Source organism: Streptomyces collinus Tu 365 (assembly GCF_000444875.1).
Classification (GTDB): Bacteria; Actinomycetota; Actinomycetes; order Streptomycetales; family Streptomycetaceae; genus Streptomyces; species Streptomyces collinus_A.
In genome coordinates this window covers 326992-352396 of record NC_021985.1, presented here as the reverse complement: position 1 = coordinate 352396, position 25405 = coordinate 326992, and the positions used below count along the sequence as shown (strand labels likewise).

The window sequence follows — 25405 nt, the reverse complement described above, 5'->3', positions numbered from 1 at the left end:
CGGAAGGGCCGTCGGCTGGAAGGGCTGTCACGTGGAACGCGCCGACTGGCTGCTCACCCCCGCTCAGCGCGGGAATCCCGCGTCGCGGGTGGACCGCCGTCATGCCGACGGTGCGGCGTGGTCCACGGGCAACGACGTCCGCCCCCTGGTACACGGGGCGGTGTACTTCGCCGAGCTGCTCGCGGCCGTGCGGGCGCAGCGGGCCGGTGACATCTTGATGTTCACGGACTGGCGGGGTGACCCCGACGAGCTGCTGGACGGTCCAAACAGCGCTATCGGCGACGTGTTGCGCGACGCCGCACGCAGGGGTGTCGTCGTGAAGGGGCTGGTGTGGCGCTCGCACCTGGATCGTTTCCAGTTCAGCGAACAGGAGAACTATCACCTGGGGGAGGAGATCGAGGAGGCGGGAGGGGAGTGCCTGCTCGACATGCGCGTGCGGCCGGGCGGCTCGCACCATCAGAAGTTCGTGGTGCTGCGCCACCCGGGTCGGCCCGAGCGGGACGTCGCCTTCGTCGGCGGGATCGATCTGTGCCACAGCCGTCGGGACGACGCCGCCCATCAAGGTGACCCGCAGGCACAACGCATCGCCAACGCCTACGGTTCCCGTCCGCCCTGGCATGACGTCCAGCTGGCGGTGCGGGGGCCCGCCGTGGGCGATGTCGAGGCCACGTTCCGTGAGCGGTGGACGGACCCGGCTCCGCTCAGTCGCAGCCCGCGCAGCCGGCTGCGGGCGGCACTCCGGGGCGAGGACACTCAGGCGGATCCGCTCCCCGAACAGCAACCCGATCCGGGCCCCCGCGGTTCCCACACGGTCCAGGTCCTGCGCACCTACCCGAACCGCCTCAGGGGCTATCCGTTCGCTCCCGACGGTGAACGCAGCATCGCCCGCGCCTACATGAAGGCTCTGCGGCGGGCACGCCGGCTGATCTACCTGGAGGACCAGTACTTGTGGTCAGAGAGTGCCTGCCGGCCGTTCGCTCAGGCTCTCGCAGATCATCCGGGCCTGCGGATGATCGCCGTCCTGCCGCCACTTCCGGACCAAGAAGGGCGGATCAGCACACCGATGAATCTGCTGGGCCGGATCCGCGCCCTGGAAGTCCTGCGCCGGGGCGGCGGTGACCGAGTGGCCGTCTACAGCCTGGAGAACCACGCCGGGACGCCCGTGTACGTCCATGCGAAGGTCTGTGTCATCGACGATGTCTGGGCCTCGGTCGGTTCCGACAACGTCAACCGGCGCTCCTGGACCCACGATTCGGAACTCAGCTGCGCTGTCCTCGACGAGACCCGTGATCCCCGTGAACCGATGGACCCCGGCGGCCTGGGTGACGGCGCCCGTGTCTTCGCGCGCGAGCTGCGGTTGTCGTTGAATCTCGAACACCTCGACCGCGACGGGGACGGGGAAGCGGCTGCTCTCTGCGACCCGGGCCGCGCCTTTGCGGCCTACGCCGACTCGGCCGCCGCTCTGGACGCGTGGCACGACGGCGGCCGTCACGGTCCACGACCGCCGGGAAGGCTGCGCACCTATCACCCGCCGCGTCTGTCCCGCGTCACACGGGCCCTGACCGAACCGCTCTACCGGGTCGTCGCCGACCCCGACGGCCGCCCGCGCTCCCTGCGTCGGCAGGATGCCTACTGACCGTGTCCCGGAGGTTGACCAGGCAGAACAGCCGGGCATACCCCAGCCCAGAACCCCTGGCGGCGCAAGTAGTCAGAGTCGTGGCTTGCTGCCGTGCTGGGGCGGCCGGAAGAGGGCGAAGGTGCGTGAGGGGCGGGGCCGGGGGAACGCTGCATGGCGCGCAGCCTGTGAATGTGCCCCGTGTATCGCGGAATTAACTCCCACTTTGTGGGCTTGTGGGCGACAGGTGAGGGCATTCGGTGGCCAGGAGGTTGATAGCTATGGTTCCCCTGCTTCTGGTTCTTCTGCTGGCTCTGATCCTCTTCGGTGCGGGTTTCGCGTTGAAGGCGCTGTGGTGGATCGCGGTGATCGTGCTGGTCGTGTGGCTGCTGGGCTTCGTCGTCCGCACCGCGGACAGTGGCGGCCGCAAGGGCCGTTGGTACCGCTGGTAGACGACAGACGCCACGTGCGAGGTGAGTGGGGCCCGGCCTGATACGGCCGGGCCCCACTCGCATGACAAGCCCTGCTGTGCGGGCGGTTGGGAGGGATCGGGCGTATCGGGCGCATCGCGGGGTACGTGAGTGATGCACCGGCCCCGCAGGCCCAGCAGTGGAACCCTGCTCCTCCTGCCTGCGGGGCCGCTGCGCACGCCAAGGCGGCACGGATGCCGCCGAGTGCTTCGACGGTGCCCCTCAGGCCCGGAACGGGTGGCGTAAGCGAGAAGCTGGGGGTCGGCGGCTGTGTTCGGCGTCTCGAGGTCTTCGGCGTACAGGGTGAGGCCGTTGAAGCTGCTGGTGAACTCCACGACTGAGCCGAACACGGCGTGGTGGGCGCTCGGTTCTGCAGGCGCGGTGTGCGTGAAGTGCACGCCGCTCCGATCCGGCTGTCCGAGGCCGCGACTGCCCCGGAGGGCACAGCACGTGTCCCATGTGGCACAGAAGACCGAACGCCAGGCACGGCGCCAGCTGCCGCCACAGCGCATCGAGTGCCTGCTCGCGTGAGCGGCGCCGGCCGCTACCACCTGCTTCTCACCGGCGAGGCCCGTGCCCTGCGGCACGGCTGGTGGTCCGTGGCCGGTGACCAGGGCGATGGTGAGCCCTCGTGCGAGGGCCTGCCGCCCGTCAGGCAGGCGCGTGAGTGCGTTCGCTGTCTGGCGTCATGCGGTGGGCTTCGTCCTGGGCGAGCAGGGCGAGGAGCGTGGCCACCGTCAGGCCCTGGTCTGCTTCGGTCGGGTGGCGCAGGATCTTGGCGGGGTCGATCTGGTAGGTGTTGCCGCGCCCTTGGCGGGTGTGCGAGAGGTAGCCGGCCTGCTCCAGGTCGGCGATGATCTTCTGCACGGCGCGTTCGGTGATGCGGCAGCGGGCGGCGATGTCGCGGACGCGGGCGCTGTGGTTGTCCGCGATGGCAGCGAGGACGCGGGCGTGGTTCGTCAGGAACGTCCAGCCGTTGTGGGGCTCGGGCACCTCATCCATGCCTCCACTCTAGCGAAGACCTGTACACGCATTCAAAAGCACGTACTGAAGTTCGTGTATATATTGACGCGTGTTCCCGCTCGGGGGAACCTTGGATCGGACCGCGACGAGCGCACCGGGAGTGAGCCATGCAGCACCCTTCTCGCCGGGCACAGTTCCCCGCCGTGCCGGGCGTCCCCTGCCCGCGTGGAAGTGCACCTGCGGCACCTGCACCGGGCCGGCTGGCGGTGTCGTGCGCGCCGGGCGACGACCGGGTCCGTGTCACCCTGCGCGGCGAACTCGACCTCGTCTCGGGCAACCGGCTCCGCGGTCGGCTGAGCGAAGCACTCGCCGCCTCGGCGAGCGGTCTCGACCTGCATCTGAGCGGGCTCAGCTTCTGCGACTGCGCCGGCCTGAGCGTTCTGATGGAACTGCGCCGGCGGGCCCTGAGCGCGAGCAAGACCGTCGTCATCCAGGACCCCAGCCCCGCGATCGACAGGCTGCTCCATCTCATCGGAGCGCAAGATCTCTTCTCACCTTCCTGCTCGCGGCCCTCGCAGATGCACGCTGCCGTCTGAGGCGAGTGCCGTGGCCGGCGGCAGCCCGAGGTGCCGCGGTTCCGCGGACCTGCGCTCGCCCAGGCATGTCGGCGCAGTGTCACCCGACGAAGTTGCCTCACCAGTCGGCTCGGCTCCTGCTGATCAGCGCGGCCGGACGCCGTCGATCGAGCTGCCGCTGTGTCCGGCACGTCTTGTTGTGCTGTCGGCCTGACTGCTCGCGGGGGAGTGCTGCGGGCGCCACTCGAAGAGCAGGATGGTTGTGTCGTCACGCAGTTCGTTGCGCTGGTAGTCGAGGATGGCGTGGATGAGTAGCCGCAGCACCTCGGGCGGCCGCTCGCCGGCGGCCTCGGAGCGGATGATGAAGTCGCTGAACCGGTTGAGGCCGAACTCCTCGCCGTCCGCGTCGCGGGCTTCTACGACACCGTCGGTGTACAGCAGGACGCAGTCACCCGGTTCGAGTTTCATCTCGTGGACCTGCCGTGGTGCTGCGATGAATGGGCCGGCCAGGCCGAGCGGCGGCTGCGGGGGGCTGTCCAGCGCCCCGGCGAGCACCCGCTCGTCACGGATCAGCAGGGGTGTGGGGTGGCCGCAGTTGACCCAGCGCAGCACCCCGGTGTCCGCGTAGAGCCGGCACAGCACACCGGTGCAGAAATGGTCTGGCAGCCACTACGCGAGCGCCTGGTCGATGGAGTCGACGACCTCGGCCAGGTGGCCGCCGCTACGTCGGGTGTTGCGTGCCGCGGCCATGGCGACCGCTGTGGTCACACCGGCGAGCAGATCATGTCCCATGCCGTCGAGGATCATGGTGTGCAGCTCGTCCTTGACCACCGAGTGGTCGAAGGCGTCGCCGGCGATGCCGTACGCCGGTTCCAGGACAGCAGTCGACAAGCACCTGCTGCTGCCGATGGTGCGCGGTGGCAGGAAGGCCCGCAGCATCTCGGCGGGCAATGTCATGGCCGCGGTGCGGGTGCGGGTGGCGAGCCAGTCGCTGTAGGCACGCTTGGAGGAGATCACCATCGCGAAGAATGAGGCCAGCATCCGACTGCGGCGCATCAGCACGCCGTCGAGCACGGCCGTCTGCACCGCCAGCACGCCCAACCGCTCCGCACCGTCGACCAGCGGCATCCATACGATCAAGCCGTCGCCGGCATCAGCTACCCGTGGGGAAACCGTGCGGTACGCCCAGCCGGCCGATGAGCCCTCCACCGGCAACGGATCCAAGGCGTCGTCGATGGGGACGAGCAGCCGTTGTTGCAGGTCGGCGAGGTAGATCCGCGCGCTGTCCAGGCCGAGGGCCGCTGCGCTCCGGTCGGCCAGGGCGGGCAGTTCCACCGGCAGGGCCGTCCGCGCCTCGGTGATCAGCTGTTCCAGCCGATTCTCATCGACGGCGGGGTCCGAGTCGGCGCTCGCATGCGTGAGATCCGGCACGGGGAGATCACTCCTTACCCGTTCAGTCTCACATCGACCGTCCTCTCGTACCTCCCGAGGCGCGACAGGGAACCGCACGAGAGGCGCTGTTGCTCGGCCGCGCTCCCGGGTAAGGCCCGACGGTATCGCCGGGGGCCAGCGTGTCACGCGGCGTCGGCGTTATATCGGGGACATTCTGGGCACTGGTGTGCGCCGGGTCAACCGATGGGAAGGGGCCGGTCATGGGGGAGTCATCGCAGGACGTGACGGTCGTGGCTCTTCTGGCGGATCCGGACGCGCCGACGGAGATCGCGCAGCGGCTGGCCCGAGTGCTTCCTGATCGGCTCGCCGGCGAGTCGGGCCAGGGGCGGCGGTTCGACGTCGAGGTGGTCAGTGAGCCCTTCACCGCGGGTACCGAGGACCTGTCCACGTTGACGCGCCGGATCATGGACCGCAGGCGTGCGGAGCACTGGGACATCGTCGTGGCCCTCACCGATCTTCCGCTGCACTCACACGGACGCAAGCTCGTGGTGGATCTGTGTCATGGAGACGGCGTTGCCCTGCTGTCCCTTCCGTCGCTGGGGGGTCTGCGTCTTCAGAGAAGGGCCCTGCTGGCGGTGGAAAAGGTCGTGTTGAGCCTGGCGACTCCCCGGGCCACCGGGGCCGGGGAACCTCCCCAGCAGCAGCCGCTGGGACGTTTCGCCAGTCGTCTTGCGCCTATTCGCCCCGGCCAGGTCGGTGAGGAGGAGAGCGCCGATCTGCGGTACGTCGTCAGCGGGCCGCGCGGTTACCTGAGGGTGCTCGGCGGTATGGTCCGCGCCAACCGGCCGTGGCGCCTGGTACCGGGCCTGTCGAAAGCCCTGGCGGCCGCCCTCGCCACGGGAGCGGTCGCCACCGTGAACTCCACCATCTGGACCCTGGCCACCTCCCTGAGCACGCCACGCCTGGTGATTGCCACGGTCGGATCCGTTGCGCTCATGATCGGCTGGCTGATCGTGGACGCCGAGTTGTGGCATCGATCAGCAGTCGGCTCCCCGGAGGAGAGGAAGAGGACGACTCTCTACAACGCGTCCACGATCATGACCGTCGGCATCGGGGTGGTCGTCTGCTACGCGGGTCTTCTGGCCGTCAATCTGGTGTGGGCGCTGTTCATCCTCAACGGCAAGGTCTTCGCCTCCACGACACGAACCCCGCTGACCGCCACGGAGTACTGGACCCTGTCCTGGTTCGTCGCTTCCACCGCCACGGTGGGCGGCGCGCTGGGATCGGGCCTGGAGAGCGATGAGGCGATCCGGGCAGCCGCCTACTCCAAGCGGGAACAGGAACGCCGCCGCTTGGTCGAGGACGACGGTGACCAGCGGGGGACCTGAGTGGAAATGCGCCGTCGGTCCGGTGGCCGTCCCGATACGGGGAATCCGCCGATCGATCGGTGGGGGGCTGTTTCGCGTCGTGGGGGGCGGGGACCCGCACGGCACGCCGTCGAGTGCTGAAGCTCCGCTCCGGCGAGCGGGCCGGCGGCGGATCATCGTTCCCCCTGACCGAGGTGAACGCCATCAGAGGCGTGCCGGGCCGCGGACCGCGTCGCAGCTTGTGCGGGAGTCGGGCTCCTTCACGCCTTCCCCATCCCGCCATGCCGCGACATCGAGGGAAGTCATCATGAAGGCTGCGGTATACGAAGGACCGCGGACGGTCGCTGTGAAGGACGTACCGGACGCGAAGATCGAGCATCCCTGCGACATCATCGTCAAGATCACCACGACCAACATCTGCGGTTCGGACCTGCACATGTACGAGGGCCGCACCTCGTTCGAGTCCGGCCGCACCCTGGGGCACGAGAACCTGGGCCAGGTGGTGGAGGTCGGCTCGGCGGTGCGCAAGGTGCAGGTCGGCGAGTACGTGGTCCTGCCCTTCAACATCGCCTGCGGCTTCTGCAAGCAGTGCGAGCAGGGCCTGACCAACTACTGCCTGACCATGCAGCCGGAACCCGCCCTCGCCGGAGCGGCCTACGGTTTCGCCGACATGGGCCCCTACCAGGGCGGCCAGGCGGAGCTGCTGCGCGTGCCCTACGGCGACTTCAACGCGCTGCGTCTGGGTGAGGACGCCGCCGAGCGGCAGACCGACTACGTGATGCTCGCCGACATCTTCCCCACCGGCTATCACGCCACCGAGATGGCCCACGTCAAGCCGGGTGACCAGACCATCGTCTTCGGGGCCGGTCCGGTCGGGCTGATGGCGACGTACTCCGCCCTCCTCCGGGGCGCCGGCCGCGTCTGGACGGCCGATCACCAGCCCGACCGGCTGCGCAAGGCGGAGGAGATCGGGGCCATCCCCATCAACACCGCCGAGCAGGACCCGGCGCAGGTCGTCAAGGAGGCCACCCTCGGTCTGGGCGCCGACAACGGCTGCGAATGCGTCGGTTACCAGGCCCACGACCCCCAGGGCCACGAGGACGCCAGTCTCACGCTCAACGGCCTGATCGACTCGGTCAGGTTCACCGGCCACATCGGCGTGGTGGGCGTGTTCCTGCCCCAGGACCCCGGCGGCGCGGAGGCCCAGGGCGAGCTGGAGGCGCAGGGCAAGGTCCCCATCGACTTCGGCATGATGTGGTTCAAGGGCCAGCACATGGGGACCGGGCAGGCGCCGGTGAAGAGGTACAACCGGGCCCTGCGGGACCTGATCGCCGGCGGGAAGGCGAAGCCGAGCTTCGTCGTCTCCCACGAACTCGGCCTGGACGAGGCCCCCACCGCCTACGAGCACTTCGACGCCCGTGACGACGGCTGGACCAAGGTGGTCCTGCACCCCGACGGACACGGCAACGGCCACAAGCGGTAGCAAGCGCAGGGCTCCCGCCCGCCTGCTCCCCGCACGACAGGGCCGACCGACGAGCGCCGTCCGGCCCCGGCTCCTACCGGGGCCGGACGCTCGGTCGGCGCCCTGTTCCTGCCGTGTCCGAGGCGGCGTCCACGCCGCGCGCGGACTGCCGCGGCGGCGGTCGGTGACGGGAGTGCCACGCCGAGGAGTAGATGCGAGCCACACGGAAACTCCGCCGTGGTCCGCTGTGCGCCGTTCACGTTCTCACTCGTTCTCACTCCAGTGGGCTGACCGCATGTTGGGAGCACCTATGAAGACAGCTACCCGCTCCACCTCACATCTGCGACAGGATCCGCTCGTCCGGGGCCTGGGCTGGGCCAGCGCGCTCCTTGGCGTGCCGCAGGTCCTCGCCCCCGCGGGCTTCGCCCGGGCTCTGGGCGTGGGTGACGCTTTCCGGCACCGCTCCGCCACGACCGCCGTCGGTGTGCGCGAGCTGGCGGCGGCGACCGGACTGCTGGCACGGCCGCACCCCGCCTGGCTCTGGGGCCGCGTGGGCGGCGACCTCATGGATCTGACGATGCTGACCCGGGCCCTGAAGAACCACAACGGCCGCGGCCTGGGCCGCACCGCCGCCGCGACCGCCGCGGTCACCGCCATCACGGCCACGGACGTCTACGCGGCCGTGACCCGCACCCGTAGGAGCACCCCCATGGAACTGACCGCGACCGCCACCGTCGCCCAACCCCCGGACGACGTCTACGCCCTGTGGAGCGATCTGCAGCGACTGCCCGACTTCATGGCGCACTTGGACGAGGTGCGCGTCACCGGCCCGCGCACCAGCCACTGGCGGGCGAGCGCGCCGTTCGGCAAGACGGTCGAATGGGACGCCGAGACCACGCAGGACATTCCCGGCCGGCTGATCGCCTGGCAGTCGGTGGACGGAGCCGACATCGACAACGCCGGCGAGGTCCGCTTCGTACACGCTCCCGGCAACCGGGGCACGGAGATCCGGGTGACCCTGCGCTACGACCTGCCCGGCGGGGCGCTGGGAAAGGCAGCGGCACGCTACTTCGGCGAGGAACCGCACCAGCAACTGGACGACGACCTGCGCCGCTTCAAGCAGATCGCGGAGACCGGCGAGGTCGTCCGCTCCGAGGGCGCACCCGGCGGCAAGCGGGCCCGAGGCGAGTTCCCGCAGCACCCGGCCCGACCGCTGACCGAGGACGAACTGAAGGAGGCCCTGGCATGAAGGCGAACTGCTGGACGGGACGCAACTCGGTCGAGGTGCAAGACGTCCCCGACCCGTCGATCCTCAACAACCGTGACGCCATCGTGAAGATCACGTCCACGGCGATCTGCGGCTCCGACCTGCACCTGCTCGACGGCTACGTCCCCACCATGGAAAAGGGCGACATCATGGGCCACGAGTTCATGGGAGAGGTCGTGGAGGTCGGCCCCGGCATCAGCGACGGCAAACTGCGCGTCGGGGACCGGGTCGTCGTGCCCTTCCCCATCGCCTGCGGCGCCTGCGCGTCCTGCCGCGCGGAGCTGTACTCGTGTTGCGAGAACACCAACCCCAACGCCGGCATCTCGGAGAAGTTCTTCGGCCACCCCACCGCCGGCATCTACGGCTACTCCCACCTCACCGGCGGCTTCGCCGGCGGCCAGGCCGAGTACGCCCGCGTGGTGCTCGCCGACGCCAACGCGCTGAAGATCGAGTCGGACCTCACCGACGAGCAGGTGCTGTTCCTGTCCGACATCCTGCCGACCGGGTACATGGGCGCCGACATGTGCGACATCCAGGAAGGTGACGTCGTCGCCGTCTGGGGCGCCGGCCCGGTCGGCCAGTTCGCCATGGACAGCGCCCGGGTCCTGGGCGCGGAGAAGGTCATCGCGATCGACAAGGAGCCCTACCGGCTCGACATGGCCGCCGCCCAGGGCTACACCACCATCAACTTCGAGGACACCGACGTACGGTCGGCACTGCTCGAACTCACCGGCGGCCGGGGCCCCGACAAGTGCATCGACGCTGTCGGCATGGAGGCCACACACGGCGCCTCCCACGTCCACCTCTACGACCGCGCCAAGCAGGCGGTCCGCTCCGAGACCGACCGGCCGCACGCCCTGCGCCAGGCCATCCTGTCCTGCCGCAGCGGAGGCGTGGTGTCGGTCATCGGCGTCTACGGCGGGGTGATCGACAAGTTCCCGGCGGGTGCCTGGATGAACAGGTCCCTGACCTTGCGCACCGGACAGTGCCACGTGCACAAGTACATGAAGCCGCTGCTGGGGCTGATCGAACGGGGCAAGCTCGACCCCACCCGGATCATCACCCACCGGCTGCCCCTGACCGAGGCACCGACCGGCTACGACCTGTTCAAGAACAAGAAGGACCACTGCGAGAAGGTCGTCCTCAAGCCGTGAGGAACGCGAGGGATCGCGGCACCGTGTCTCGCTGAGCGGCCCGCTGGGTGAGAGGCAGAAGGCGTCGTGGTGGTTACGGGTGCCGCAGCAGGCTCCTCGCCGACACACTGTGACGCCGGAAAGACGCGCCCGTGTGTGCGGCGGCTTGGGTGAGTTCGGCGCGGCCGAACAGCAGCGCGTAGCCGGAGGGGAGTTGGTGCAGGATGCGGGTCAGCAGGTCGGGGCCGGCGTGGGCCGCGACGGCGGAGAGGACGGATCCCGTGTCCCAGCGGGTGGTGGCCAGGGAGGCGCCGGTGCGGGCGGCGAGGTCCCTGACGAATGCCCAGCCGCCCAGCGGCTGGGTGCCGGGAATCTGGGCGGTGAGGATGCGCGCGGCTTCGACGGGGAGACGGGCGGCCAGTTCGACGCGTTCGTCGCCGGCCAGCTGTCGTCCCAGTCCCGACAGTACGAGACGGACGGCTTCCTCGGCCTTCTCCCGGGAGGGGTAGGCGCCGTCATGGCGGACCTTTTCCAGCATCTGCTCGTACGCCCTGCCGTAGGGCTGCGGGAGCGGTGCGCTGGGGTCGGACATCACTGCGGTGGTTGCCTTTCTGTCACCAGGTCGTGGTGGCCGGTGCGGTCACAGGGTCACCGGGGTGGGTGGTCAGGTGGGCTGGGGGCGGCCGAAGAGCAGGTCGTAGCCTGCGGGGAGCTGGAGCAGGATCTGTTCGAGGAGGTCGTCGCCGGTGGCGTCGGCAACCGTGGACAGGACGGCGCTGACGTCCCAGGCAGCGGTCTGTTCGGTGGCACCCTCGATCCAGGCCGCGGTCGCCCGCACGAACCGCTCCGGAGGTAGCGGCTCGGCGCTCTGCAGCGGGTTGAGAAGGATCAAGGCGAAGCCTTCGGGCAGGCGCGCCGCCAGCTGGGCACGTACCTCGCCGACCAAGTGAGCGCCCAGCAGGGCGAGCACCACGCGGGCCGCGCGTTCGGCTTCCTGCAAGGTTCCGTATTCACCGCGTTCCTTCACATGCTGGAGGAACGCTTCCCGTCGCACCGTCACGTCGGCTGCCACCCCTTCCTCAGGCCCACGGGGCGCGGAGGACAGGCGGGGGGAGATCAGATGGATGCCCGTCCTCCGCCGCTGTTCGCCCCTCCTCGAGTCCGGCTCAGCCGGAGATCTCCTTGCGGCCGGATCCGACGCCGATGGCGATCTTGCGGGGCTTGGCGCGCTCGGCGATCGGGATGCGCAGGGTGAGCACACCTGCGTCGTAGTCGGCCTGGATGTGCTCGGTGTCCAGCGTGTCGGCGAGCACGAGCTGGCGGGAGAAGACACCCAGCGGCCGTTCCGACAGCTCCATCTGCACGTCGTCGGCCTTCGTCACGGGCCGGCGCTCCGCCTTGACGGTCAGCATGTTGCGTTCGACGTCGATGTCGATCGCGTCCGCGCTGACGCCGGGGATGTCCAGGGCCACCACGTACTGGTCACCCTCGCGGTAGGCGTCCATCGGCATGGGGGACGGCCGCGACCAGGTGCCCGGACTCATCAGCTGCTGGGCCAGCCGGTCCAGCTCACGGAAGGGGTCAGTGCGCATCAACATCGGAAAACACCTCCAGCGGGTTCGGGCAGTTGCTGCCAATGCGCCTCACTGACACCGTTGTAGCATGTCATCCAATGGATGACAAACAGGTGGTCGTCCAAAGGATGACCACCTGGTGTCCATGACCCCGCGAACACGCGTCCAGGCCACCCGCCGGCTGGGTGGCGAGGTCGGGGTGGTCGGTCGGTACCTGGACCCCCCTTCCGGAACGAGCTGCCCGAGCTGCATCACTCGATCCCGAGGGGGCCGATACCCAAGTCCTCACGCATGACGCGACGCATCCGTGCCATGGCCTTGCGCCGCCGCTCTATCAAGGGCGCGTCGTCGGCGGAGCCGACAGCCACGCCACGGGTGTAGGCGTCGCGGATCGAGCGCAGGCAGTGGAACGCCTCGTTCCCCGCCTCCACGACCTGCGGGGTGCCCATGAGCCAGAGGCGTTCGCTCGCCGTGTAGATGCCGGTGCCGCGCACGGCTTCCCGCACCGCCGCGTCGCGCGCGGCTTCGGACATGTGGTCGCCCAGGGCGACGGCCCGTATCTCCTCACCCGCGGCTTTGAGGGCGGACACGTACTCCGTGTAGACCTCGCGCCGTACTTCGAGGGCGTGCCTGGTTTCCTCCCGCCGCCACCGGTTGCGGTCGGCGATCAAAGTGGCCGCGATGCCGATGACGGCACCGGTCAGCGTGGAGAGCAGGGGCGTCCAATCCATGTGCCGCAGCTTGTCGAAGCAGGTGCGGCCGGCGCCAGTGGCTTTACGGCCTGGCACTCGCTCGCTTACCGAGCCGGGGACCGTCAGCTTGCACTGTCAAGCGTGCTCGGGGCCGGACGGGGTGGCCCACTCGACGAACTGAACGATCACGCCGTTGGGGTCGGCGATCTGGAAGAGGCGTTCACCCCAGGGCTCCTCCCGCAGTGGCATGGTGATCTCAACGCCCTCGGCCCGCAGCCGTTTCTCCTCGTGCTCGATGCCGGAGGTGGTGAAGGCGAGGATCAGGCCGCCGGCGTGCCGGTCGCGTTGGTCGGCCGGCAGCACCTCGGTGCCGCGGGCGAGGAGGACGACGTCCACAGCGTCGTCGTCGCGTGAAAGGGAGGCGAACCCCTCGGCGGCGGCCTGCTCCACGTAGCCGAGGTGGGTGGTGAAGAACCGCTTCGAGGCGGCGACGTCGTCGACGGTGAGCGAGACGGTGGACGCGGTGATCCGCAAGGTGTTTCCCCACATCTGTTCGTCGGTTCATGGCAAAGTTAGTACCGACGTAAATTTATGCCGCCAGCCCTGGGTCGTGTCAACATAAAAATGCTACGAGGGTAAGATCCCTTCCATGTCGCGCGACGCCACCCCGCCCGCGCCCCCAGGGCTGCGAGAAGCGAAGAAGCAAGAGACCCGGCAGCTCATCTCCGATGTCGCCACCGACCTGTTCCTCAGTCAGGGCTTCGAGCAGACCACCATCGCCGAGATCGCCGCCGCCGCGCGGGTGGCGAAGAAGACGGTGACCAACTACTTCCCGCGCAAAGAGGACCTGGCCCTGGACCACCAGGACACCTTCGTCGCGTCCCTGGCCGCTACGGTGAGCGGCCGTCAGGCAGGCGAGTCCGTCCTGACCGCCCTGCGCCGTGCCTTCGCCGACGCGGCCGCCGCAGCCGACCCGGTCGCCGGATTCTCCGGCCCCGGTTTCGCCCACATGATCGCCGACAGCCCCACCCTCTCGGCCCGCCTGCGTGAGCTGCACGACCTGCGAGAGGCCGCCTTGGCCGCCGCCTTGGCGGACACCACCGGCACACCCCGCGGCGACATCACCCCCCGCACCGCCGCCGCCCTGCTCGGCGCCGTACACCGCACCCTGTTCCAGCGCATCCAGGAACTCACCCTCGCCGGCCAGGACAACGCCGGAATCTCCGCCACCGTCATCGCGGAGGCGGACCGCGCCTTCGGCCTGCTGGAGTCCTCGCTCGCCGACTACGCCTCGGTCGGTACGGCCGGCAGCCCACCGCGGGCCGTCACGCGGCCCGACAGGGAACCGAAGAAGCCATAACCGGCCAGGTGCCGCCGATCGGAGCCTTCGCCCTTTCTGGGTCTCGGGACGGATCGGATCGACATCCGGGAGACCACCGTCAGCCGCTGCCACCTCGAACCGACAGCAGCGGACTAGCGGCGCCCACGGGCCGGCCGACCACGACGACTGGACGGGTGTCGGCGTCGATGACGCGAACGTCGCCCTGGCGGCCTCGGCCAGTACTACCCGGCCGCTCTCTGATTTCCGTTCTCGGCCCGGTCGTCTTCGAGGACGAACAGGGGCTTGGTGCCGTGTGCGGGTGCTTCGGCGAGCGTGACGGCTTCGGCGAATCGTTGGAGCGGGAAGGGGCGCCCTTGGGGGATGCTGAGCACCTCGTCGGCGACGAGGTCGCGGACTCGGGCCAGCGCGCGCAGCGCGATTTCGGGTGAGGTGGTGCCGAACCAGCGGTTCAGCCAGAAGCCGCGGACTGTTTTGGTCTCGTAGATGACCGAGCGTGCCTGCAGCGGGATGGTCAGTGCCGCGGGGTCGGTCTGCCGGTGGGTGGAGAGCGCGCCGTAGACCACCAGCTCCCCTCCCGGGGCCAGTGCCTGGGAGACCTGGGCGCCGACGGGGCCCGCGACACAGTCGACGGCCTTGCGCACGCCGGCCGGTCCGGCGATCTCGGCCACACGCTGCACCAGGTCTTCGTCCTCGGTACAGATGACCTCGTCCCCGCCGAGCGCTGTGATCTCCTCGACGGCGCCGCGTCGCCGCACGACGTTGATCGTGCGGATCCCCAGATGCCGGCACAGCTGAATGACCAGGCGGCCCACGGTGGAGCCGGCGGCCGTCTGCAGCAGCCATTCGCCCGGCTGCGCATCGAGTTCCCGCGTCACGAGGAGCAGCGCGGTCAAGGGGTTGACGGCGAGTTGGCAGGCGGTGGAGTCGCTCAGCTGGTCGGGTACCGGCAGGAGCCTTCGGGCGTCGATGACGAGGTACTCCTGCCAGGTGCCTGCGACGGGGGGTCCGGGCACCGCCGGGATCGCGGCGACCACCACCCGCTCGCCGGCGTTTGGCCCCTCGGTGTCCGGGCCCAGGGTCGCGACCCGGCCCACGCATTCCATGTGACCGCCGACAGCGGGGAAGTCGAGGGAAAAGCCGTAGCGGCCGCGCAGCACGTGCAGATCACTGGCGTGGATCGGGGCCGCGGTCACCCGGATCAGTGCCTGCCCGGCTTCCGGGGCGGGAACGGGCAGGGATTCCAGCCGCAGGACGTCGGTGGGCTCACCGGCCTTCACGGCCACGAGCGCACGCATGGAAGAGGACATGAGCACCTTCCTTTCCGGGCGTCCGGAAGACTCAGCGGGCGCTCCGGCCCGGGCGATGTCGGCACCGACATCGCCGTCGGTGGACCAGCCGTCGTCCGGCTCGGCCCCCCACCGGCCCTCGCCGACTCGCTCAGGACGGTCCCGTGAGCGCCCTGTCGTGCGTCCTGTCAGGATCCGTACCGGGGCCGCTCACCGCGGCGCACCACGCTGAGCTCAGGATGCAATCTGCCATTTCACGCTACGCCCCGCGCCGCGATGATTCCTGGTGGCATGCGATGTACCGACCGTGCCGCGAAGGGCTTGCGGGTGCACCGGATCCCCGCCACCGGCCCGGGCGAACCCGCACCGCATGCCGCGGCGCGGGCCGGGGATCACTCCCCGGCCCGCGCCCTGCCGGTCGGTCCTCCGGTCCTCGGCCGCCCGTCGTCAGCCGAGCAGCTTGCTCGCCAGCGTCGCGGCGTTGTACGAGCCCCAGCCGGTGGTGAAGTCCCAGCCGGTGCCGGCGGAGTAGGCGCCGTTGCTGCCGCTGGTCACGTCGTGGAAGCCGGTGCCGTTCGCCTTGTAGAGGGCGGGGTTTGCGAATCCGAGGTTCGCCTTGCCGGCCGCCGCGGCCTGCTGGTTGTACAGGGCGGCGAACGCCGCCCACTCGGGCGCGGCGGCGCTGGTGCCGCCGACCGAGCTCCAGGAGCCCTGCGAGTAGATGGAGACGCCGGGGCTGGGGTTGGCGTGGGCGGAGACGTCCGGCACCTGGCGGTAGCCGCCGCCGGCGCTCTTCTGCACCGCCGTCTGCCAGCTGGGGATCTTGAACACGGAGGACTTGCCGCCACCGCCGCCGGACCAGGCCACCTCCTTGCTCCAGGCGTTGGCCGAGGTGACGGTCAGCTTGGTGCCGCCGACGCCGGTGACGTACGGGTCGCTGGCCGGGAAGTCGACGGAGGTGCCGCCGTCGCCCGCGTCGTCGGAGCCGTCGTCTCCGGAGGCCGCGTAGAAGCCGAGGCCCTGGGCCGCGCCCGCCTTGAAGACGGCGTCCACCGCGTTGAGGTTGGAGGTGGTGCGGGCGCTCTCGGCGGCGCCCCAGCTGATCGAGGTGGTCGGGATGCCACTGTCGACGATGGCCTGGTAGGTGTCGACCTCGCCCGCGTCGGAGTTGGGGCCCTCGAAGACGGTGACGTTCGCCTTCGGGGCGATCGCGTGCAGGACCTCGATGTCGAGCTCGACCTCGACCTGGCCGTCGCCGAGGGCGCCGGAGCCGCCGTCCACGGCCTTCACGGTTGGGGCGGGCGAGCCCAGGCCGTAGTAGTTGTCGTAGGAGGTGATGTTGGACTGCTTGAAGCCGTCGAACTCGATCAGCGCGACCTTCTGGCCGCTGCCGGTGCTGGTACCGGAGACGTTGTAGCCGCCCTTGAGCTGGGCCGGGGTGTAGCCGCCGCCCGGGCCGTTGTGCGGGGTGACCGTGGAGGGCGCCTGGTGGTGCAGGTGGACGCGGTTGTTGAGACCCGCCACGTCGCTGACGAGGGAGGCGAGGGCGCCCGGCAGCGTCGGCGCGCTGTCGTTGGCGTAGAAGGCACGCCCCGTGCTGGCGTCCTTCCAGGTCGACAGCTTGGTGCCGAAGGCCTTCTCCAGCTGGGCGGCGGTGCCACTGGCGTCGACCAGCAGGTTGCCCGAGTGGACGGTGCCCACGGTCAGGCCCTGGGCGCGCAGGTAGTCCTTGAGCTGTCCGATCTCGGCGTCGGTGCGGCCGAAGCGGGCCGCGAACTGGTGCTTCGTCAGGTAGTGGCCGTAGGAACCGGATCGCGGGTCACTGACCTTGGCGACGAAGGTGTCGAGTGCCTTGCCGCCTCTGGGCGTCAGGCTGATCGCCACCGATATGCGCTTGTCGGCCGCGACCTTCCCGGTGCGGGCCGCGTTCTGCTTCAGGCCCGGCAGGACGTCTCCGGCGATGGCGGTACGCGTCGAGTTCGGCTGCGGGGCGGTCGCGGCATGGGCGGCGGGGACGACGGCGGTGACCAGGGCCGGCGCGGCCACCAGACCGAGCAGTTTCAGACGTGACTTCATCGAAGTCCTCCGGGGAGTGGGGGAGTTGTTCCGGAAGCGGAACGACTTCACCGTAGGAAGACCGCCCCCACCCCCATAAGCGGGGGAACCCTTGCGTTACGTGTTAACGGCCGATGACACGTCAACGCCGTGTGTCGAGAGCGCGACGAGCCTGGGAACGGCTGGGTTGACTGATCGTCACAGCCGCGTCCAAGGAGCCCGCTTGACCATCGTCAACGGAGTCGACGGCCGCCCCGGAGGCGATGACGGCGACCGCCATCGCATGGGCGAGCGCGGTACGCGAACGCACTCCGATCTTGCGGTAGACCCGCGACAGGGTCCCCTCCACCGTCTTGACGCTGATGAACAGCTCCGCCGCGACTTCCCGGTTGGTGGCCCCGCCCCCGACCAGCTCGGCGATCCTGGCCTCCGTGGGCGTGAGTTCGGGCGTGCCCCCGCCCGCCTCACCGCCGCGGTCCCCGGCGTCCAGCCGGGCCAGCTCCTCCCTGGCCCGGGCCGCCAGCGGAGCGGCGCCGATCCGTGTGGCGGTCTCCAGCGCCTCGGTGAGGGCCGTGCGCGCCGCGCTCCTGCGGCGCGCACGGCGCTCGACCGCACCGAGCGCGATCAGGGTGCGTACCACCTCCAGGGGCAGGGGGAGCGGGCGCAGCCGGTCAAGGGCGGCACACAGCCGCGCCGCCCCCTCTCTCGCCCGGCCGATCCCCGCCTCGCGGAGTCCCTCCGCCCGCTCCAGAGCCGCCAGCACGCTGCCGGGCGTATCGCCGGACACACGGGCGCGGGCCTCGCGGACGACGGCCCCGCCCTGTTCCGTCTCGCCCAGGAGGACGAGGGCTTCGGCCAGGTCGCCGTACCAGTGCAGCAGGGGCGGGTCGGCGGCGCACATGGCCGCCCCGAGTTCCCTGACGCGCTGCAACGCCTCGACCGCGGACGCCGCTCCCTGGGGGTCGCCGGTGAGCAGTTCGGCCTGTCCGAGCACGGCCAGCGAGCGCAGCAGGAACAGCCGGTCGCCGTCGGCCTCCGAGGCCCGTACCGCCTGTTCGGCCAGCCGCCGGGCGTCCTCCGCGGTGCCGCCCGCGACGGCCGCCAGTGCGGACGCGTACAGGGCCGGGGCCGTTCGGGCCATGGTCTGTGCGCAGCGTGCCGCGGTCCGCAGCGCCTCGGGGCACTGTCCGGCCCGCACCTGGATCCGGGTCAGCGACACCAGGGTCGCCATGACCTCCTCGACGCCGGCGAACTCCTCGACCGTGGGCAGGAGTTCGGTCACCTGCTCGTGTGCCTCGGGCACCCTGTCGGAGTCGAGGGCCAAAATCGCCCGCATCCGGACCAGCCGCCAGCTCTGCGGACCGCCGTCGACGCCACCGGCCAGGGCGAGCGCCTCCTCCAGCGTGGCGTCCGCCGCGACCGCTTCGCCGGCCAGGGACCGCACCCGGGCGAGGGTGGCGAGCGCCCCGATCCGGGTCTCCGTGTCGCCCGCCACGGCCGCCTGCCGGGCGGCGTGCCGTGCGTGGCCGCCGGCCTCCGCCAACTCCCCGCAGAGCAGCCCGCGTACGGCCGCCCAGTGGTGGAGCCATGCTTCGGCCTCCGGATCGCCGTGGGCGTCCCGGAGGCCCTCCTCGATCAGGGCTTGGGCACCCTCCAGTGCCTGCCCGGCGTTGCGCAGCAGGATCAGCCGGGCCCGTACCCGCCGGCGAGCCGAGCGCGACTCGGCGAGTACCGTCTCGGCGGCCTCACCCGCCTCCTCCAGCTGCCCGGCGTCGCACGCGTACTCCGCCGCGGCCAGCAGCCGGTCGGCCCGGTCCGCGGGCCGGTCGCCGGGGGTGCGGCGGGCGGCGAGCAAGGCCAGCTCGCGGGCGGCACCGAGCGCGCCGTCGCGGCGGGCGTACTCCGCCGCGGACATCAGGGTGCGGGCGGTGTCCTCGTCCTGGTGCGGACGGGCGTGGGCGAGATGGCGGGCCTGCTCGACGGGCTCGGTGAGCGCGTGGGCCAGCAGCGCGTGCGCCTGCCGGCGGCCGGGTTCCGGGGCGTCGGCATAGACGGCGGCACGGAGCAGCGGATGCCGGAAGCGTATGGTTCCGCGGGCGTCGGTCGTTGTGATGCCGAGGCGTTCGGCATCGGCCAGATCCGTGGCGGGATCGGGGAGTCCGGCGGCGTGCAGCAGGGCGAGGTCGGGGCGGGCGGCGGCGCTCGTGACCAGGAGGGTGCGCCGGGCCGGCGCGGGCAGTGTGCGCACCTGGTCCAGGACCAGGGTGCGCAGTCTTCGGGGCACGGGCGGTGTCGGGCCCGAGGGCAGGGGTGCCGGGCCGCGCAGAGCCGCGGCCCGCCCCAGCTCCAGGGCGTACAGGGGGTTTCCGGCGGCCGTGTCCTGGACGGACCGCAGCACTCCCGGGGGCAGGTCGGTGCCGACGCCGGTGCGCACCAGATGGGCGACCTCGTCGTCCGTCAGCGCATGCACCGGAAGTTCGGTGGTGCCCGGCGGGCAGCAGCGCAGCCGGTCGGGCTGTTCACCGTCCGCCACGCGCTCGGCGGCCACCACGCGTATGTCGAGGCCGCCCAAGCGGCGTACGGCGAAGGCGAGTACCTCGGCGGTGGGTGCGTCGAGCCACTGCAGACCGTCGACGACCAGCACGACGGGGCCGGTGGCGGCCAGCGCGCGCAGCACCTCCAGGACAGCGAGGCGTACCGCGAGACGGCCGCGTCCGTCCGCGGGTTCCGGGCCGTGCAGCAGGGCCGCCCTCAGTGCTGCCCGGGGCTCGGGCGCGAGGGGTTCGAGGCAGCTCTCCGGTACCGGCGCGAACAGGTCGACGAGGCCGACGAACGGGAGCCGGGCGTCCTCCTCGGCCGGGGAGCAGTGCAGCACGGTGACCGCCGACGGGGCATCCGTGGTCAGGGACGCCATGAGGGCCGCCACGAGCGTGGACTTGCCGATCCCCGGGGGGCCGTGGAAGAGCACTCCGGGACGGGCCGTCAGTTCGGCCCGGGCGGTGTCGAGCAGCTCGTGGCGCCCGGTCAGCGACCGTGCTCCCACGGCAGTGGAGGTTGGATCATGTGTTCATGACAACCTGTACGGATTCCGTCTGTCAATGACGGCCGTCACGCGGCCGGTCGCCCGTGGCTCACGCGCATCGAGTCGTGAACCTTCGCGATCTCGCAGCGGACGAAGCCACCCTGCCCGGAGCCCTCTTGAGGACCGGCAGCAGCGTGAACAGCCAATCTGGCCGCACCGCATCAACGCGGAGTGATCCACCGGGACATCGAGCTCGCCAACATGGTGCTGGGCGAGGACCGCCAACGAGTCGCCGACTTCGCAAATCGGCCGGGCCGCTCGACAGGCCGGCGCGGCGCCGTGGGCTGGGTGTGTCAGCACTCCAGGCGGTAGCCGTGTCCCCTGAGCGTGGTGATGCGGGGCAACCGGGCCGGGCGGGAAGCCGTTTGGGTGGCTTCGGCGAGGCGACGGCGCAGGCCGGCCATGGTGACGTCGAGGGTTTTGGTGGAGCCGAACCAGTTCTCGTCCCAGACCTCGGCCATCAGCGTCTCACGGGAGACGGCTTGTCCCGCGTGGCGCCCGAGAAGGGCGAGCAGTTCGAACTCCTTCGGGCGCAGGGGGACGTCCGCGCCGTGCAGGGTGCAGCGGCGGGCCACGGTGTCGACGACGAGGTCGCCGAGCCGGAGCGGGATCGCGGTCGTGGTCGGGGTGCGGCGGCGCAGGTGGGCGCGGAGGCGGGCGAGCAGGACGGTCAGGCTGAACGGTTTGACGAGGTAGTCGTCGGCTCCGGCGTCCAGGCCGGCGATCACGTCGATGTCGTCGGTGCGTGCGGTGAGGATGATGATCAACAGGTCGGGGAGGCGGGCGCGCAGCGTGCGGGCGATGTCGATGCCGTCCGCGTCGGGCAGGCCGAGGTCCAGGAGCAGGGCGTCGTAGGGCGTGCGGGCGGTTTCGGCGAGGGCACCCTCGCCGGTGCGACTCCAGTGGGATGCGTAGCCGTTGCTGCGCAGGCCGGTTTCCAGGTGGCGGCCGATGGTGTCGTCGTCCTCGACGACGAGGACGCGGGGGCGGTCGTGGTCCGGCAGGGCGGGTGGGCGCATGCCCGACAGCGTAGGAGCGTGCGTCGTGGCCCGCTTGGCCGGCGGCCGTGGTGCGGTCACAGGTCTCGCAGCTCCTCGACCGCGGGGCGCTTGGCCCGCCGGATGCCGTTCAGGGCTGCGGCCAGCACGGCCAGCAGCGCGGCGAGCGCGGTGAGCGCCAGGTAGGAGCCGGGGACCGCAAGAGCCGAGGGGGGTGGGTCGAAGACGCCGGTCAGTACCTTGACCAGCATGTCGGACAGGGCCCAGCCGATGAGGGCGCCCCCGGCCAGCCCGCCGATGATCAGCAGGAGGGCTTCGGTGAGGACCATGCCGCGCAGCTGATGCTTCTTCGCACCGAGAACGGAGGCGATGGCGAAGGTGCGGCGGCGTTCGGCGAGGCCGAGGGCGAGGACGAGTCCTCCGGCTCCGGCGGCCAGCAGGACGGCGAAGGCGAGTTCGATGCGGGTCAGGCCGGCCAGGTCGACGGAGGTGAGGCTGGTTCCGACGGTGCCGCGGGTCTGGGTGAGGTCCGTGACGGTGGCGGCGGTGCCGAGCTGGTGGCGCAGTCGGGCGGCGATCTGCCGTTGGTGGGTCGCGCCGGTGTCGAGGAGGAAGGCGCCGACGGCGTCGCTGCCGGTGGTCTTGGCGATGTAGGTGGCGTTGGCGACGAAGAAGCTGTCCTTGGGGGCGGTGGGAAACTCCTTGACGATGCCGGCGTAGTGGAACGGGACGGGGCGCAGGGCGTGGGTGCGGGCGTCCTGGATGCGCAGGTTGACCGTGTCGCCCGGGAGGAGCTGGAAGTCGTTGACCGTCTCCGCGCTGACCAGCAGGTTGTCGGGCCGCTGGGCGAGCTGGTGCATCAGCTGGGCCGCGGTGCCGCCGGAGAAGTAGGCGTTCTGCAGGGAGGTGGCCCGGGCGATGGTGTCCGGGCGGACACCGTAGAGGTCCTGCAGGTCGGAGCCGACATAGGCGAAGCGGTGCTGGAGCGGCTCGACGTGCCGCACGCCGGCGATTTTCAGGGTGCTTGCGGCGCTGGGCGGGGTGTGTGCGCCGGGGGGTTGGACGACGGTGACGTCGGCGCCGTTGGTCAGCCGGGCGTCGACCTCGGCCTGCTGCTTGTAGGTGGAGTTGAAGACGGCGGTCGACACGGCGAAGGACACGGCAAGGGCGAGGAGGACCACCGAGCGGGCGAGGGGACGCCGACGCCGGGAGAGCACGGCGGCCGTGGTCCCGGCGAGTGAGGCGGTCAGAGGGCGCGCCAGCCGGGCCAGGAGGGGCCGACCGTGGGTGAGGGCCAGAAGGGTCAGGCGCCACAACAGCAGGGCGGAGCCGATCCACAGCAGGGCCGGGCCGAGGAAGGCCCAGTACGACACCGAGATGCTGGGGACGCCTTCGGGGGCCAGGACGAGGGCGTACTGGTTTCCGGACGAGGCTCGGAAGACGAGCCAGGAGCCGATCAGCAGCAGGAAGTCCAGGCCGTACCGCATCCACCACGGGTTGCGGGTGCTGCGGGCGCCCCCCTCCTTGCGGGTGTCGGACACGGTGAGCGTGCGCAGGTCGCGCAGGGCGGGCACGAGGACGGCGCCGGCGGCGACGGCGGCACCGAGAACGAAAGCGATGGCGTACCACAGGGCCCAGGTGCCCCCGCTCCCGAACGACACGGTACCGAAGGCGAGGCGGCCGGTCAGCGCGGCGAGAGCGACGCCCGCCAGGCCGCCGACCACGGCTATCAGTGCCGCCTCCAGGACGGCGAGGGCGGTGATCTGGCGGGGGCGAAGGCCGCGCAGCCGCAGCAGTCCCTGCTCCTGGCGGCGCCGCTCGCCCCCAGCGGCGGCGACCGCAGCAGTCAGCGCGGCGGCCAGGACGGCGCCGGGGACGCCGAGGAAGAGGAAGAGGATCTGCGCGTAGAGGGCGTCCTGGCGGGCGGAGTCCAGGGCGGCGCCGACGTTGTTGCCGACGAGCGCGGCCCCGGATGAGCGGGCTTCGAGGTTGTGCGCGGCACCCGTGACCGTGGTGAACGCGGCGGCCGGATCGGAGGGCAGCCCGCTGTCGTCGCGGGCGACGTGGATCTGGGTGGTGACGCCGGTGGCGCCCCGGGTCAGCGAGGCGAACTGTGCCGCGGGCAGCAGGACGACGTTGTCGGGGGGTGCGGTCGGCTGGGACTGGCTGGGGGCGCCGACGGTCTGGAAGAGCGAGTCGGCCTGGGGCAGGTCGATCACGCCGTCGACCTTCACCTGGCGCACGCCGACGCCGGGCAGGCGGACGCCGATCGTGTCGCCGGGGGCGGCGTGCAGGTTGGACGCGGTCTGCTGGGCCAGCAGCACACCGTCGGAGGAGCCGGAGAGGGGACGGATCTCGCCGGGGAACCGGCCGCGGTAGCCGTCGGGCAGACCGAGCGCCATCCCGGGGCCGGTGGTCTGGGTGCTGCCCTGGACCTGGGCGGTGAAGCCGGAGGTGTGGGCGAAGCCGACCGGCAGGGCGGCGCGGGTCCCGGGGCTCTTGCGGATGAGTGACAGCACGGGGTTCGTATCGGCGCCCGGCTGGACCTGGACCTGCCAGTCGACGGCGACGGAGCGCACCGCGCGCTGGGTCATGGTCGCTTTCGACGCGGTGAGGAAGGAGCCGAGGGCGGCGATGAGCGCGACCGCGAGGGCGATCCCGGCCAGTGCGGCCAGCAGCCGTCCTGCCCGGTGCCGGGTCAGTCCGCGCGCCCATGCGGTGATCATGAGATCTCCTCGGGTGCGAGCAGACGGCCGTCGCGCATGCTGCGCCGGACGGTGAGCCGGGCGGCGACGGCCGGGTCATGGGTGGTGACCACGAGCGCAGCGCCCGTACGGTCGGCCGCCGTCAGCAGGGCGTCCAGGACGCGTGTGCCGGTGGCGTGGTCGAGGCGTCCGGTGGGCTCGTCGGCGAGAATCAGTCGCGGAGCCTGGGCCAGGACGCGGGCGGCAGCCGCACGCTGGGCCTGTCCGCCGGAGATCTCCTCGGGCAGCCGCTCGGCGAGGTCGGCGGCCCCCACCAGATCCAGTGCCGCGCGGGCGGCCTCCTGGGCCGCGGTCTCGGTCCGGCCGGCCAGGACGAGGGGCAGGGCGGCGTTCTCCAGCACGTTCAGGGCGGGGATGAGGCTGTCGCCCTGGAAGACCAGGCCGATGCCGAACGTCCCCAGCGACGCGGACCGGATCACCTTCCCGCTGGTGGGCTGTTCGAGCCCGGCCAGCAGATGCAGCAGCGAACTCTTGCCCGACCCCGAGGGGCCGACGACGGCGAGCCTCTCGCCGGTCGTGATCACCAGGTTCGCCCCGTGCACGGCCACCACGGCCTGCGCGCCCCGACCGAAGGTGAGGGCCGCGTCCTGGCAGGCCACGAGCGTCTCATCCGCGGGCATGCCGCTCCTCCTGTCGCGAACGGTGATCCGCCGTGGAGGTGCTGCCGGCTCTTCCGTCCGTCAGCGTGATCACCCGGTCGGCGATCCGCACCGCTTCGGCGCTGTGCGTGACGATCAGCACCGCGCAGCCGTCAGCCGCCCGATCCCGCAGCATCGTGAGAACCAACTGCTCGGTGCCGCCGTCCAGCTCACCGGTCGGCTCGTCCGCGAGCAGCACCTCGGGCGCGTTGGCCAGCGCGACGGCGAGCCCGGCCCGCGCCACCTCGCCCCCGGACAGCTGCCGGGGCAGGGCGTGCGCCCGCTCGGCGAGCCCGACCTGCCCCACAAGCTCCCGCCAGGAGACGGCGGAGCGGCGCCCTGCCGCGCGCTGGGCCAGGAGGATGTTGTCGCGCACGCTCAGATGCGGCAACAGGTTGCGGGTCTGCAGCAGCACGCCGATGTGCCGGGCCCGCAACCGGGCTCGCTCGGTCTCCGGCCGGTGACTGATCCGGACGCCGTTCACGCGGACCTCGCCGCCCGAGGGCTCGTCCAGCCCGGCCAGGCAGGACAGCAGGGTCGACTTGCCCGACCCGGACGGCCCGACGACCGCGACGGTCTCCCCGCGCCGGACGTTCAGGGACACCCCCCGCAGGGCAAGCGTCTCCTCCTCCCCGGCCCGGTAGAAGCGGTACAGCTCGCGCGCGCTCAGAACGTCCTCGGCCGGACGGCGTGCGCCGATGCCGTCGTGGGAGTCGGCGGACATACCGC

The 25405-nt window shown here is 71.1% G+C and carries 21 protein-coding genes and 2 pseudogenes; 8 read left to right on the top strand and 15 right to left on the bottom strand.

What is annotated here, in order from left to right; genetic code table 11:
- Window positions 1–31 precede the first annotated feature (31 nt).
- Together B446_RS01415 and B446_RS01410 are read left to right on the top strand one after the other, a co-directional pair.
- Window positions 32–1636, top strand: coding sequence for a phospholipase D family protein (locus tag B446_RS01415; protein WP_020937609.1), 1605 nt, complete (start codon window positions 32–34; stop codon window positions 1634–1636).
- 260 nt (window positions 1637–1896) lie between these two features.
- A complete protein-coding gene (locus B446_RS01410; protein WP_011113206.1) occupies window positions 1897–2067 on the top strand; it encodes a DUF5670 family protein in 171 nt (56 codons plus the stop codon).
- 302 nt (window positions 2068–2369) lie between these two features.
- Here B446_RS01410 and B446_RS41060 read toward each other — a convergent pair.
- Both B446_RS41060 and B446_RS01405 read right to left on the bottom strand, forming a co-directional pair.
- Window positions 2370–2597 (bottom strand): annotated as a pseudogene (locus tag B446_RS41060) (AraC family transcriptional regulator ligand-binding domain-containing protein); the annotation flags it as partial.
- Between the two features lie 139 nt (window positions 2598–2736).
- Window positions 2737–3087: a helix-turn-helix transcriptional regulator gene (locus B446_RS01405; protein WP_020937608.1), complete on the bottom strand. Its 351-nt coding sequence runs from the start codon at window positions 3085–3087 to the stop codon at window positions 2737–2739.
- A gap of 128 nt (window positions 3088–3215) precedes the next feature.
- On the opposite strand from B446_RS01405, the gene B446_RS01400 reads away from it, so the two are divergent.
- A complete protein-coding gene (locus B446_RS01400) occupies window positions 3216–3644 on the top strand; it encodes an STAS domain-containing protein (protein ID WP_078614601.1) in 429 nt (142 codons plus the stop codon).
- Window positions 3645–3854: 210 nt separating this feature from the next.
- Here the strand turns inward: B446_RS01400 and B446_RS01395 are convergent.
- Window positions 3855–5054: pseudogene (locus B446_RS01395) on the bottom strand (PP2C family protein-serine/threonine phosphatase); the annotation flags it as partial.
- Window positions 5055–5275: 221 nt separating this feature from the next.
- Between B446_RS01395 and B446_RS01390 the strand changes: the two are divergent.
- The 4 genes from B446_RS01390 to B446_RS01375 all read left to right on the top strand — a co-directional run bounded on the left by B446_RS01390 (window position 5276) and on the right by B446_RS01375 (window position 10265).
- A complete protein-coding gene (locus B446_RS01390; RefSeq protein ID WP_020937606.1) occupies window positions 5276–6403 on the top strand; it encodes a hypothetical protein in 1128 nt (375 codons plus the stop codon).
- 286 nt (window positions 6404–6689) lie between these two features.
- Window positions 6690–7865 (top strand): glutathione-independent formaldehyde dehydrogenase, encoded by a 1176-nt coding sequence (locus tag B446_RS01385; RefSeq protein WP_052352100.1) that lies wholly within the window; start codon window positions 6690–6692, stop codon window positions 7863–7865.
- A gap of 289 nt (window positions 7866–8154) precedes the next feature.
- Complete coding sequence (locus B446_RS01380) at window positions 8155–9093, top strand: SRPBCC family protein (protein WP_043474493.1); 939 nt, start codon at window positions 8155–8157, stop codon at window positions 9091–9093.
- Window positions 9090–10265 carry a zinc-dependent alcohol dehydrogenase gene (locus tag B446_RS01375; protein WP_020937603.1) on the top strand — a complete coding sequence of 392 codons (1176 nt, stop codon included), beginning with the start codon at window positions 9090–9092 and terminating at the stop codon, window positions 10263–10265. The genes B446_RS01380 and B446_RS01375 overlap by 4 nt, the downstream gene beginning before the upstream one ends.
- Window positions 10266–10338: 73 nt before the next feature.
- On the opposite strand, the gene B446_RS01370 is transcribed toward B446_RS01375, so the two are convergent.
- From B446_RS01370 to B446_RS01350, 5 genes are all read right to left on the bottom strand, one after another.
- On the bottom strand, window positions 10339–10836 hold the full coding sequence (locus B446_RS01370; protein ID WP_020937602.1) for a DUF2267 domain-containing protein: 498 nt from the start codon (window positions 10834–10836) through the stop codon (window positions 10339–10341).
- 72 nt (window positions 10837–10908) lie between these two features.
- The gene (locus B446_RS01365; RefSeq protein WP_043477186.1) at window positions 10909–11304 is read right to left on the bottom strand and encodes a DUF2267 domain-containing protein; all 396 of its coding nucleotides are present in this window, start codon (window positions 11302–11304) and stop codon (window positions 10909–10911) included.
- Between the two features lie 106 nt (window positions 11305–11410).
- The gene (locus B446_RS01360) at window positions 11411–11842 is read right to left on the bottom strand and encodes an Hsp20/alpha crystallin family protein (RefSeq protein ID WP_020937600.1); all 432 of its coding nucleotides are present in this window, start codon (window positions 11840–11842) and stop codon (window positions 11411–11413) included.
- A gap of 227 nt (window positions 11843–12069) precedes the next feature.
- Complete coding sequence (locus B446_RS01355) at window positions 12070–12549, bottom strand: hypothetical protein (protein WP_020937599.1); 480 nt, start codon at window positions 12547–12549, stop codon at window positions 12070–12072.
- Window positions 12550–12645: 96 nt separating this feature from the next.
- Window positions 12646–13044, bottom strand: a complete 399-nt coding sequence (locus tag B446_RS01350) for a VOC family protein (RefSeq protein ID WP_043477183.1) — start codon at window positions 13042–13044, stop codon at window positions 12646–12648.
- A gap of 115 nt (window positions 13045–13159) precedes the next feature.
- Between B446_RS01350 and B446_RS01345 the strand changes: the two genes are divergently transcribed.
- The gene (locus B446_RS01345) at window positions 13160–13870 is read left to right on the top strand and encodes a TetR/AcrR family transcriptional regulator (RefSeq protein WP_020937597.1); all 711 of its coding nucleotides are present in this window, start codon (window positions 13160–13162) and stop codon (window positions 13868–13870) included.
- Between the two features lie 203 nt (window positions 13871–14073).
- Here B446_RS01345 and B446_RS01340 read toward each other — a convergent pair whose 3' ends face one another.
- The 7 genes from B446_RS01340 to B446_RS01310 form a co-directional block, all read right to left on the bottom strand.
- A complete protein-coding gene (locus B446_RS01340) occupies window positions 14074–15159 on the bottom strand; it encodes a zinc-dependent alcohol dehydrogenase family protein (RefSeq protein ID WP_237751108.1) in 1086 nt (361 codons plus the stop codon).
- A gap of 426 nt (window positions 15160–15585) precedes the next feature.
- Window positions 15586–17214 carry a S53 family peptidase gene (locus B446_RS01335; RefSeq protein ID WP_020937595.1) on the bottom strand — a complete coding sequence of 543 codons (1629 nt, stop codon included), beginning with the start codon at window positions 17212–17214 and terminating at the stop codon, window positions 15586–15588.
- Between the two features lie 121 nt (window positions 17215–17335).
- Window positions 17336–20236, bottom strand: coding sequence for a LuxR family transcriptional regulator (locus B446_RS01330; protein ID WP_020937594.1), 2901 nt, complete (start codon window positions 20234–20236; stop codon window positions 17336–17338).
- Window positions 20237–20568: 332 nt separating this feature from the next.
- Window positions 20569–21294, bottom strand: a complete 726-nt coding sequence (locus B446_RS01325; protein ID WP_043474489.1) for a response regulator transcription factor — start codon at window positions 21292–21294, stop codon at window positions 20569–20571.
- 56 nt (window positions 21295–21350) lie between these two features.
- A complete protein-coding gene (locus tag B446_RS01320) occupies window positions 21351–23999 on the bottom strand; it encodes an FtsX-like permease family protein (protein ID WP_020937592.1) in 2649 nt (882 codons plus the stop codon).
- On the bottom strand, window positions 23996–24658 hold the full coding sequence (locus B446_RS01315) for an ABC transporter ATP-binding protein (protein WP_020937591.1): 663 nt from the start codon (window positions 24656–24658) through the stop codon (window positions 23996–23998). Before B446_RS01315 ends, B446_RS01320 begins: the two co-directional genes overlap by 4 nt.
- On the bottom strand, window positions 24645–25400 hold the full coding sequence (locus B446_RS01310) for an ABC transporter ATP-binding protein (protein WP_020937590.1): 756 nt from the start codon (window positions 25398–25400) through the stop codon (window positions 24645–24647). Before B446_RS01310 ends, B446_RS01315 begins: the two co-directional genes overlap by 14 nt.
- Window positions 25401–25405: the final 5 nt, after the last annotated feature.

Excerpts from the sequence above, each read along its gene's own strand:
- B446_RS01410 (WP_011113206.1), top strand. The coding sequence starts at position 1,897 with ATGGTTCCCCTGCTTCTGGTTCTTCTGCTGGCTCTGATCCTCTTCGGT.
- B446_RS01405 (WP_020937608.1), bottom strand. The coding sequence starts at position 3,087 with ATGGATGAGGTGCCCGAGCCCCACAACGGCTGGACGTTCCTGACGAAC.
- B446_RS01400 (WP_078614601.1), top strand. The coding sequence starts at position 3,216 with ATGCAGCACCCTTCTCGCCGGGCACAGTTCCCCGCCGTGCCGGGCGTC.
- B446_RS01390 (WP_020937606.1), top strand. The coding sequence starts at position 5,276 with ATGGGGGAGTCATCGCAGGACGTGACGGTCGTGGCTCTTCTGGCGGAT.
- B446_RS01385 (WP_052352100.1), top strand. The coding sequence starts at position 6,690 with ATGAAGGCTGCGGTATACGAAGGACCGCGGACGGTCGCTGTGAAGGAC.
- B446_RS01380 (WP_043474493.1), top strand. The coding sequence starts at position 8,155 with ATGAAGACAGCTACCCGCTCCACCTCACATCTGCGACAGGATCCGCTC.
- B446_RS01375 (WP_020937603.1), top strand. The coding sequence starts at position 9,090 with ATGAAGGCGAACTGCTGGACGGGACGCAACTCGGTCGAGGTGCAAGAC.
- B446_RS01370 (WP_020937602.1), bottom strand. The coding sequence starts at position 10,836 with ATGTCCGACCCCAGCGCACCGCTCCCGCAGCCCTACGGCAGGGCGTAC.
- B446_RS01360 (WP_020937600.1), bottom strand. The coding sequence starts at position 11,842 with ATGTTGATGCGCACTGACCCCTTCCGTGAGCTGGACCGGCTGGCCCAG.
- B446_RS01355 (WP_020937599.1), bottom strand. The coding sequence starts at position 12,549 with ATGGATTGGACGCCCCTGCTCTCCACGCTGACCGGTGCCGTCATCGGC.
- B446_RS01345 (WP_020937597.1), top strand. The coding sequence starts at position 13,160 with ATGTCGCGCGACGCCACCCCGCCCGCGCCCCCAGGGCTGCGAGAAGCG.
- B446_RS01340 (WP_237751108.1), bottom strand. The coding sequence starts at position 15,159 with ATGTCCTCTTCCATGCGTGCGCTCGTGGCCGTGAAGGCCGGTGAGCCC.
- B446_RS01335 (WP_020937595.1), bottom strand. The coding sequence starts at position 17,214 with ATGAAGTCACGTCTGAAACTGCTCGGTCTGGTGGCCGCGCCGGCCCTG.
- B446_RS01325 (WP_043474489.1), bottom strand. The coding sequence starts at position 21,294 with ATGCGCCCACCCGCCCTGCCGGACCACGACCGCCCCCGCGTCCTCGTC.
- B446_RS01320 (WP_020937592.1), bottom strand. The coding sequence starts at position 23,999 with ATGATCACCGCATGGGCGCGCGGACTGACCCGGCACCGGGCAGGACGG.
- B446_RS01315 (WP_020937591.1), bottom strand. The coding sequence starts at position 24,658 with ATGCCCGCGGATGAGACGCTCGTGGCCTGCCAGGACGCGGCCCTCACC.
- B446_RS01310 (WP_020937590.1), bottom strand. The coding sequence starts at position 25,400 with ATGTCCGCCGACTCCCACGACGGCATCGGCGCACGCCGTCCGGCCGAG.